Annotated in this window: 8 protein-coding genes, 1 pseudogene and 1 riboswitch; of the genes and pseudogenes, 4 read left to right on the forward strand and 5 right to left on the reverse strand. The window is 71.5% G+C overall.

Features of this window, described 5'->3' with window-relative positions; genetic code table 11:
- The 3 genes and pseudogenes from AB4Y86_RS05675 to AB4Y86_RS05685 all read left to right on the forward strand — a co-directional run.
- Window positions 1-833, forward strand: a pseudogene (locus tag AB4Y86_RS05675) (glycosyl transferase); the annotation flags it as partial.
- 6 nt (window positions 834-839) lie between these two features.
- Window positions 840-2,948, forward strand: coding sequence for an ArnT family glycosyltransferase (locus AB4Y86_RS05680; protein WP_441400867.1), 2,109 nt, complete (start codon window positions 840-842; stop codon window positions 2,946-2,948).
- A gap of 238 nt (window positions 2,949-3,186) precedes the next feature.
- Window positions 3,187-3,357, forward strand: a riboswitch (cyclic di-AMP (ydaO/yuaA leader).
- A complete protein-coding gene (locus AB4Y86_RS05685; RefSeq protein WP_441400868.1) occupies window positions 3,356-4,129 on the forward strand; it encodes a hypothetical protein in 774 nt (257 codons plus the stop codon). (Overlaps the previous riboswitch by 2 nt.)
- A gap of 110 nt (window positions 4,130-4,239) precedes the next feature.
- On the opposite strand, the gene AB4Y86_RS05690 is transcribed toward AB4Y86_RS05685, so the two are convergent.
- The 3 genes from AB4Y86_RS05690 to AB4Y86_RS05700 all read right to left on the reverse strand — a co-directional run bounded on the left by AB4Y86_RS05690 (window position 4,240) and on the right by AB4Y86_RS05700 (window position 6,158).
- Window positions 4,240-4,617 (reverse strand): glyoxalase superfamily protein, encoded by a 378-nt coding sequence (locus tag AB4Y86_RS05690; protein ID WP_441400870.1) that lies wholly within the window; start codon window positions 4,615-4,617, stop codon window positions 4,240-4,242.
- Window positions 4,618-4,679: 62 nt separating this feature from the next.
- Entirely contained in the window at window positions 4,680-5,315 is a 636-nt protein-coding gene (upp, locus tag AB4Y86_RS05695; protein WP_441400872.1) for a uracil phosphoribosyltransferase, read from the reverse strand.
- Between the two features lie 12 nt (window positions 5,316-5,327).
- The gene (locus AB4Y86_RS05700) at window positions 5,328-6,158 is read right to left on the reverse strand and encodes a phosphatase PAP2 family protein (RefSeq protein WP_441400873.1); all 831 of its coding nucleotides are present in this window, start codon (window positions 6,156-6,158) and stop codon (window positions 5,328-5,330) included.
- Window positions 6,159-6,240: 82 nt separating this feature from the next.
- On the opposite strand from AB4Y86_RS05700, the gene AB4Y86_RS05705 reads away from it, so the two are divergent.
- Window positions 6,241-6,744, forward strand: coding sequence for a nucleoside deaminase (locus AB4Y86_RS05705; RefSeq protein ID WP_441400875.1), 504 nt, complete (start codon window positions 6,241-6,243; stop codon window positions 6,742-6,744).
- An 18-nt stretch (window positions 6,745-6,762) separates the two neighbouring features.
- On the opposite strand, the gene AB4Y86_RS05710 is transcribed toward AB4Y86_RS05705, so the two are convergent.
- Together AB4Y86_RS05710 and AB4Y86_RS05715 are read right to left on the reverse strand one after the other, a co-directional pair.
- Complete coding sequence (locus AB4Y86_RS05710; RefSeq protein WP_441400877.1) at window positions 6,763-8,013, reverse strand: DNA glycosylase AlkZ-like family protein; 1,251 nt, start codon at window positions 8,011-8,013, stop codon at window positions 6,763-6,765.
- Window positions 8,014-8,017: 4 nt separating this feature from the next.
- Window positions 8,018-9,130 (reverse strand): glycosyltransferase (locus AB4Y86_RS05715; protein ID WP_441400879.1); only part of this gene is annotated, 1,113 nt, incomplete at its 5' end.

Here is a 9,130-nt window from a genome sequence, read left to right on the forward strand (position 1 = left end):
CGTACTATGCCGTGTCGCTTGCTCCAGCGGTCGCTGCCCTGGTGGGCATCGGCGCCGTCGAGTTGTGGCGCGGCCGGGCGTACTGGCCGGCCCGAATTGTCCTGGCAGTGACGGTGCTGGCCAGCTCGGTCTGGTCCGCCGTCCTGCTGGGCCGCGACCCGGCTTGGCTTCCCGGGCTGCGGGTCCTCGCCGGCGTGCTGGGCGTGCTGGCCGCTGCGGCGCTGCTGCTGCGGGTTGACGGTCTGGCGGCGCTCCCGGCCCGGCTCCGCAAGGCCGCCGCGGCCGGCGTCGTAATCCTTTCCCTGCTGGCCTGCGGGCTGGGAAGCACCGCCTGGACGCTGGCGACCGCGGCCCAGCCGCACTCCGGTTCGATCCCGACATCCGGGCCCACCGGGTCCGCGATGGGCGGYGGTTTCGGGGCAGCCGGCAGGACCGGCGGCGACCGCGTGTTCGGCGGCACCGCCGCGGCCCGGGGCGGCGGAGCGGGCGGGCCGGGCGAGGGAACGGCGTCGCCGGAGCTGACCGCACTGCTGAAGTCCTCCGGTGCCAAATGGTCTGCGATTGTCTCCGGCGCCACCCAGGCGGCGAGCCTGGAACTCGCCAGCGGCACCAGCGTGATCGCGCTCGGCGGCTGGAATGGCGGCGACCCCTACCCGACGCTCGCGCAGTTCCAGGCCATGGTGAGCCGCGGAGATATCGGCTACTTCATCTCCGCCGGCGGCATGGGCGGCTTCGGCGGCCGCGGCGGCAACTCTGAGGTCGCCACCTGGGTCGCTGCCAACTACCAGGCCCAGACCGTCGGCACCGCCACGGTCTACAAGCTGGGGGTCTAGGGCGCCATGACCGACACCCTGAATCCCCGCACCGCGGAGACGCCACACGTGCCAGCCCCGCAGGCCCAGCCCGCGTCCGGCCCGCCGGGCGCGCCTGTCCTGCAGGCACAGCCAGCCGCCRGCGCCCGCGGGTCCGGCGCCCGGCGCCCGCGCCTGCGGCTGGAACTGGCGGCGCTGCTGTTGGGCACTGCCGTGCTGTACCTGTGGAACCTCGGTGCCTCCGGCTGGGCCAACGCCTTCTATTCCGCTGCGGCCCAGGCCGGTTCGCAGGACTGGACGGCCTGGTTCTTTGGCTCTTCCGACGCCGCCAACGCCATCACCGTGGACAAACCGCCGGCGTCGCTGTGGGTGATGGGCCTCTCCGTGCGCCTCTTCGGCCTGAGCTCATGGAGCATCCTGGTCCCGCAGGCCATCATGGGTGTCGGCACCGTCTGGCTGGTCTACGTGGCCGTCCGCCGGGCCGCGGCCCCCGCCACGGCCGACGCCCGGCTGGCGCACCGCGCGGGGCTGCTCGCCGGTGCCGTCATGGCGCTGACCCCGGTGGCCGTGCTGATGTTCCGGTTCAACAACCCGGACGCCCTGCTGGTGCTCCTGATGACCGCGGCCGCCTACGCCGTGCTGCGCTCCATCCAGGACGCGCGCCTGCGCTGGCTCTTGTTGGCCGGGGCGCTCCTGGGCTTTGGCTTCCTCACCAAGCAGTTGCAGGTGCTGCTGGTTGTCCCCGGCTTCGCCCTGGCCTACCTGGTCGCGGCACCGGTCGGGCTGGGCAAACGTCTCCTGCACCTGCTCGCCACGGGCGGGGCGATGACCGTCGCGGCCGGCTGGTGGCTGGCCGCCGTCGAACTCATCCCGGCGGCGGACCGCCCGTACATCGGCGGCTCCCAGAACAACTCCATCCTCGAGCTTACCCTCGGCTACAACGGCCTGGGCCGGCTCAGCGGCGACGAAACCGGGAGCGTGGGCGGCGGCAACGGCTGGGGCACGCCCGGGCTCTTCCGGCTTTTCAACAGCGAGTTCGGCGGCCAGATCGCCTGGCTGCTGCCGGCGGTGCTGCTGCTCGGCGCGGGGCTGCTGTGGCTCGGAAGGCTGGCACCGCGGACCGACGCCGTGCGGGCCTCGGTGATTATCTGGGGCTCCTGGGTGGCGGTCACCGGGCTGACGTTCAGCCTCATGGCCGGGATCATCCACCCGTACTACATGGTGGCGCTGGCGCCCGGGATCGCGGGGCTCGCCGGCCTGGGCGGGGTATTGCTCTGGCAGCGGCGGGACCAGCCCGTGGCCGCCGCGCTGCTCGCCGTCGCTGTCGTGGCGGCCGGGGTCATGGGCGCCGCCCTGCTCGGCCGCGCGCCGACCTTCGTGCCTTGGCTGCGCTGGGTGGTCCTGCTGGGCTCGCTCGCCGCGGCCGGCGCGGTGCTGGCCGCGGCGGCGCCAGGCTTCAGGGCGACGGCGCTGAGGCGTGGCGTCCCGGCAGCATCGGGGATCATGACGCGCACGACGGCGGTGCTCGCGGTGGGCGCTGCCCTCGCCGGGCCGCTGGCGTACTCGCTGTCCACCGCGGCGACGGCCCAGAGCGGCTCGATCGTCAGCGCCGGTCCGGCCGTGTCCGGCCGGGGCGGCGCAGGGTTCCCGGCGGTCTTCGGCGGCAACGGCGGGTTTGGCGGCGGCCCCGGAGTGAACTCCAACGGCACGGCGAACGGCGCCGGGCGCGGCCCTGGCGGCGGCGGGCGCGGCCCTGGCGGCGGCGGGGCCGGCGGAATGGGCGGCCTGCTCGGGGCCACCACACCGTCCGCGGCCCTTGTGACGGCGCTGCAGGCAGGCGCCGGCAGCTTCACCTGGGCGGCCGCCGTCGTCGGATCCAACAACGCCGCCGGCTATCAGCTGGCGACGGGACTCCCCGTGATGGCCGTGGGCGGGTTCAACGGCACCGACCCGGCTCCGACGCTCGCGCAGTTCCAGCAGTACGTTGCCGACGGGAAGATCCACTACTTCATCGCCGGCCGCACAATGCAGGGCCAAAGCGGCTCCGACGACGCCGCGCGGATTGCCTCATGGGTGGCGGCCAACTTCGCCGCCCAGACCATCGGCGGGACCACCGTCTACCTGCTGGCCGGGTAGGCGGACGGGCCCCGGCCGCCGTTTCGACGGTTCCGCGCCCGCTCGCTGTTCGGCAGCACAGGGTGGGCACGGAAGCGTCGAAACGGGCCGGGCCGGCGCACTCGGAGGGCACGCGCAGGGCAAGCCGCCACACCGCCGCCTGGACTTGTCGTTACCGAAATGTGACTTCTAGTCGAAAGTCAGGTACCGTTTTAGGGTGCGCCAGTCAATCTGGCCGCACATCCGGACTGACGCCACACTCTGCCGCTTGCCGGATTCCGCTGGACCAGGCAGAGACGGGGGACCCAGTGTTCCCGGGCATCTGCATCCATGCACCCCTTGGGGTTAAGCCGCCACGATGAAATTCCGTGCGGCCGGATTTCGCATCCGAACCCGACAGCTAACTCCGTAGGCGTTGAGAGGCGACAATGACTGACTTTAAGGCACAAACGCGCCCAGAAGGCGCTAAACAGACGTCCGAAGACGACGCCGCGCGCCACCGCGCCGAACCGGCCCAGCGCTCGGCCGTGACCCGGCCCGCTCCCAAAGGCAAGCGTGCCCGCTCCGCCGCCGGCGCCCCGTCCAAAGGCAAGCGCGCCGCCGTCGTAGTCACTGCGTTCGCGGTGCTGCTCGGGGTCGGCGCCGCAGGCCAGGCCTCCGGCGCGGCAACCCACACTGCCGCCGCCCCCAAGGAAGCGTCGCAGCCGGCGCTGGACCTTGAACGTCTCGGCAGCTACACGCCTGCGTCATCCGCCCCGGCCAGCATCCAGGCCAAGCCCGCCGAGATCAGGCCCGCCGAAGCCCCCGCGCCGGCAGTTCCTCCTGCGGCCCCCGCCCCGGCCCCTGCTGCTCCGCCCGCCCCGGCCCCCGCACCGGCGCAGCCGGTCGCCGTCGACGATCCCGCCGGCGCGCAGGCCTATGCCGCCGCGCAGCTGCCGGTCCACGGCTGGGCGGCCAGCGAGATGCAGTGCCTGCAGAAGCTGTGGACCAGGGAGTCCGACTGGAGGACAACCGCCACCAACGCCAGCAGCGGCGCCTACGGTGTGGTTCAGTCCCTGCCGGCCGAAAAGATGGCCAGCGCGGGAGCGGACTACCTGACCAACTACCGGACCCAGATCAACTGGGGCCTGCAGTACGTCCAGCAGCGCTACGGCTCACCGTGCGGTGCCCTGAACTTCCATTACGCGAACAACTGGTACTAAGCCGCACAACCGGCACGGACAGAGACGCGCAGCGAGGCCCTGGATCCACCGGAACCGGGGCCTCTTGCCTGCCTGACGCGGCACCGCCCGGGTGACCGTCGTGCCGGCGGTCAGCCGTTTGGCCGGCCGGGGATGCACTGTACGGCCCACTTATTGCCGTCGGGGTCGGCGAAGTAGACGAACTGCCCCCAGTCCTTGATGTCGACGTCGCTGACGTCCACGCCGTTGTCCTTGAGTTGCCGGTGCGCGGCCTGGATGTCGCTGACCACGAGTTGCAGGCTTGGGGCGGTGCCGGGCGGGGCGTCGATGAGGCCCTCGCCGATCGCGATCGAGCAACCCGAGCCAGTCGGCGTCAGCTGGACGAACCTGATGCCCTCCGAGGGGCGCTCGTCGTAGTCGGCGTTGAAACCGACCTTGTTGACATAAAAGTCTTTGGCTCGGTCCACATCGGACACGGGGACAATTACGAGTTCAAGTTTCCAGTCCATGGGCACAGGCTAGACCCCGACGGCGTCCGCCGGAACCCCGTACCGGCGTGTTGTTCCGGCAGTTAGACCGCGATGCCGTACAGGCGGTCGCCGGCGTCGCCCAGCCCGGGGACAATGTAGGACTTCTCGTTGAGCTTCTCGTCGATCGAGGCCAGCACGATGGTCACGTTGGCGTCCGAGAGCTCCTCTTCCAGCTTGGCCAGGCCCTCCGGGGCGGCCAGAAGGCAGATGCACGTCACGTCCGAGGCGCCGCGCTTGAACAGGAACTTGATCGCCTCGCGCAGCGTGCCGCCCGTGGCCAGCATGGGGTCCAGGACAAAGATCTGGCGGTCCGTGAGGTCCTCCGGGAGGCGCTCGGCATAGGTGATGATGTCCAGGGTCTCTTCATCGCGGGCCATGCCTAGGAAGCCGACCTCGGCGGTGGGGACCAGCTTGGTCATGCCCTCCAGCATGCCGAGCCCGGCGCGCAGGATCGGGACCACCAGCGGGGTGGGCTTGGTGAAGGCGGTGCCGATGGTGGTGCTGACCGGCGTCTCGATGGTCACCGGTTCGGTGCGGACATCCCGGGTTGCCTCGTAGGCCAGGAGCGTGACGAGCTCCTCGGTGAGGTGGCGGAAGACCGGGGACGGGGTGTTCTTGTCCCGCAAGACGGTGAGCTTATGGGCGACCAGCGGGTGGTCCACAACGAGAGTGCGCATGGGTCAAAACTATCACCCGGAGGTCGGCGGACCGCCCGCCGGACCGCGGGTATCGACGTCGGCTGCCCCGCCGGCCGCGAGACCGTCCTGCAGGTGCACCTCGTTGTCGAACGTCGGCGCGGGACCGGCATGTTCGCGGTGCCGCAGCACATGGAAGAGCCGGTGGGCCAGAATCACGATCCCCACCCAGCCAAGCCCCAGCACCCAGCCGATAATCACATCGGTCATCCAGTGGTGGCCCAGAAAGACCCGGCTCATGCCCATCGCAAAAATAAACAGCACCCCGGCCGTGATCAGACCCACCCGGGCCACAGTGCGGTGCACCTGCAGGCAGGCGAGATAGACCACGAGCCCGATCACCACCGTGGTGTTCAGGGTGTGGCCGCTGGGAAAGGACGGCGAGTCCTCATAGGGCGGCACCGCATCGGCGTGGTCCGGCCGCGTCCGGCCGATCAGTTTCTTGCCCACCGCGGTGGCCGTGACCGATACGGCGGCTGCGCCTCCGATCAGGATCAGCGGGCGCCAGGTCCGGGAGACCCAGATCAGCAACGCCGTCAGGATGCTGGCCAGGATCGGCATCCCAATTCCGCCGCCGATGTTGGTGAAGCCGGTGACGAACGAGTCCAGGCCCGGGCTGCGCAGCTGTTCCATGAACGCCAGCGTGGGCTTGTCCAGGTTCGCCAGGCCGGCGGAGTCCACGACGTTGTCATAGACCTCGGCGCTCAGCAGCGCCAGCACCACCACCACCACGCCGCCAATGAGCATCGTGATCCACAAGGCGGCGTAGGGCACCACCCAACGGCCCCAGCGCCGCATCAGCCAACTCTCAGTCCTGGTGCTCATTGCCGTCTCCCGACTTCCAGGTGCGCCCGGCTACGGTGCGCAGTGTGCTTAGGATGCATAGCGTCGAAACTATCATTGAGCCATGACTACCCCGGAGCCACGCCATGCCGAATGGATGGGCCTGGCCCTCGCCGAAGCCCGTCGGGCCCTGGCAACCGCGGACGTGCCGATCGGCGCCGTCGTGATCGGACCGGACGGTTCGGTGCTCGGCGCCGGGCGCAATGAGCGCGAGGCGCTCGGGGACCCGACGGCGCACGCCGAGATGGTGGCCATCCGCGCGGCGGCCGCCCGGCTCCGGGCGCGGCACGCGGTGGAGGGCCAGACCGACGACGGCTGGCGGCTGGCGGACTGCACCCTGGTGGTCACGCTGGAGCCGTGCGCCATGTGCGCCGGCGCCGTGGTGCTGGCCCGCATCCCCCGCGTGGTTTTTGGCGCCTGGGACGAGAAAGCCGGGGCCGCCGGCTCCGTGTTCGACATCCTCCGCGAACGCCGGCTCAACCATTGGGTGGAAGTGTACGCGGGCGTCCGGGAGCAGGAGTGCGGGACCCTGCTCCGGGACTTCTTTGCCGGCCACCGCGGCGGCTGAGGCGTAAATATCGCCGGGCTACCGTTCGGCCGTGGCCGTCGAGGACGCCAGCAGCGCATCGATCCGCTTCTGCCGTGACGCCGGCGAATCCAGGCTGTAGGCACGGAAGTCACCCAGGTCTTCCTTGATCCACGCCTCCACCTCCGCGATCCGCCGGGCCACTGCCGGAGTGGACGTGCCGAAGACCCAGGCAGCGATCCGTTCCCGGGCCCGGTCGTACTGCCACAGCCCGATGATCCGGCCACGGTCCAGGATCGGGTGGTCCGGCAGGTCCGCCTGCAGCGCAAGTGCTCCCAGCGCCGGCTTGTCCTGGTCCTCCTCAGCGAGCAGCTCGGCCGCGTTGCGGCGCAGCAGCACCAGCGAGTCACTCCCGGCGAGCAACTGAATCTGCTCCTCAGCCGGTTCTTCGAATGCGGCCAGCAGCTCGACGTCRTCGGGCAGCATCCAGAGCGGGGCGCCCCCGGCAACCGCTGTAGCGGTGGGAACCTCCACAGCGCCGACGTCGGCGAGCGCGGCCTTGCTCTGCGCGACCGTAAAGCCCGTGAACCACTGCGACTGCTTGAAGGTGGCACCCCCGGTCCAGCCGAGGTAGCGCCCGATCAGCTCGGCGCGCACCTCCTCGTCGCTGAGCTCGCTCGGCCGCAGTCCCCAGGGCTCATATGCGTAGCGCTGCTGGTCCAGCCGGCCGCCGGCGGGGACGCGGCGGATGCGTCCGTCCGCCTGCAGGATGCCCAGCGCGGTGGGCAGCGTAGTGGTGGCGCCCTTTTTCTTGCCCTCCTCGCCAAGGTTGCGCACCGAGTCCCCCAGTTCGTCCTTGAGCCGCCGCGGGTCCAGCGGCGTCCCGGCCTCGGTGAGGGTGTGCAGTACCTGCTCCTCGAGCAGCGCAATTTCGCCGCGCTCCACCCCTAGCCGGCCGACCACCTTGAAGCCGGCCTCGGCCGGCTCCTGTCCCAGCCGAAGCGCCCAGGCGAAGTCGTCCCGGCCCAGCACGTAGGTGCAGCCGCGCACCGTCGGGAGTTCCAGGACCCGGTGGGCCAGGACGTCCGCGTCCACCTGCCCGCGCCGGATGCCGGCCCGGGCGAAAAGTGTGAGGTAGGGGTTGGCGCCGCCCACGGACCGGGCCCAGCCGGCCCTGGCCAACACCTGTTCGGCCGTGCTGCCGACCAGCGATCCGTCCAGGCCCTGCCGGTGCCAAGACCAGGCGCGCAGCCGCTCCGGCGTGAGGCTCTCGGCGGGCGGTAATTGCACGGTTGCGGGCTGGGTCGTCATGGGGTCATTCTCCATCAGCTTCCCCGGCCGCGGTATCGATCCGGACGCTTCGTTTACCGCGCCGCTCCCCCGGACCACCGGTTTCGAGGATCGCCAGCACGGCCCGCGCGGTGGCGTCCCAACCGGGAAGGCGCATCCGCGCATCCCGGGCGGCGGCCCGCCACTGCGCGCGCAGCTCCGGTTCGGCAAGCCAGCGGCGAAGCACGGCTGCCAGGGGCGCCGGGTCCCCGGCGAGCGCGACGGCGGTCCCCGGCAGCGGGGCCGCGGCGGCTCCGGCGGTGGCCGGGGCGCCCGCGGCGAGTCGGCTGCCCGCGGCAAGGGCTTCCACGGCTCCCGTGCCCTGTCGGACGATCACCGGCACGCCGCGAGCCAGGGATTCGGTGACCACCAGCCCGTAGGTTTCGGCGTGCGAAATCAGCAGGCTGAGGTCGGCGGCGGCCCAGGCTGCGTCCAGTCCGGCGCCGTGCAGCTCCCCCGGCAGCCGGACTCGGTCCGTCAGGCCAAGACGTGCCGTCTCTTGCCGGAGCAGTTCGGCGTACGCGGGATCTGCCGTGTCCGAACCGGCGAGGGTTGCCGTCCAGGCGAGGTCCGTGAGCCCGGACAGCGCCCGCAGCAGCAGCAGCTGGTTCTTGTTGGGCAGCAGGGCGGCGAGCGCCAGCAGGTGCGGGGGCTCGGAACCACTGGCCAGGGGCGCGGGCTCGGTGCCAGGGCGCGCGACCCCGATGCTGTCCAGCCCATCCGGGCCGTCCAGCCCGTCCGACTCCGGCCTCCGGTGCAGCTGCCGCACCTCGGCCGCTGACCTGTCGCTGATACAGATGATCCCGGCGGCGGCCTGCAGGGCTCGACGTTCCAGTTCCGGGCGCCCGGCCAGCGGCATGTGCAGCAGGATCCAGGCCGGCACCCCGGCCGCGGCGGCGGCTTCGAGTTCGTCCGGCGACCCGCAGGCCACCAGGCTGTCCACGATCGTGACCCGCCCGGCGACGTCGGGTTCGGTAAGCAGCCGGCCCAGCCGCCGCCGGTCGGCGGGGCTGCCGACCGGCCAGTCGCCGTCGACCGCGCAGGACTCCGTCGGCACGCCGAGGGCCGCCAGGGCCCGGGCCAGGGCGGAGTTGTAGGC

The organism is Arthrobacter sp. 2YAF22_2, from assembly GCF_052114645.1.
In the GTDB taxonomy this organism is placed as follows: domain Bacteria; phylum Actinomycetota; class Actinomycetes; order Actinomycetales; family Micrococcaceae; genus Arthrobacter.

What these genes read in the sequence shown, in the direction of transcription:
- AB4Y86_RS05685 (WP_441400868.1), top strand. Translation starts at nt 3,356, where the DNA reads ATGACTGACTTTAAGGCACAAACGCGCCCAGAAGGCGCTAAACAGACG.
- AB4Y86_RS05690 (WP_441400870.1), bottom strand. Translation starts at nt 4,617, where the DNA reads ATGGACTGGAAACTTGAACTCGTAATTGTCCCCGTGTCCGATGTGGAC.
- upp (WP_441400872.1), bottom strand. Translation starts at nt 5,315, where the DNA reads ATGCGCACTCTCGTTGTGGACCACCCGCTGGTCGCCCATAAGCTCACC.
- AB4Y86_RS05700 (WP_441400873.1), bottom strand. Translation starts at nt 6,158, where the DNA reads ATGAGCACCAGGACTGAGAGTTGGCTGATGCGGCGCTGGGGCCGTTGG.
- AB4Y86_RS05705 (WP_441400875.1), top strand. Translation starts at nt 6,241, where the DNA reads ATGACTACCCCGGAGCCACGCCATGCCGAATGGATGGGCCTGGCCCTC.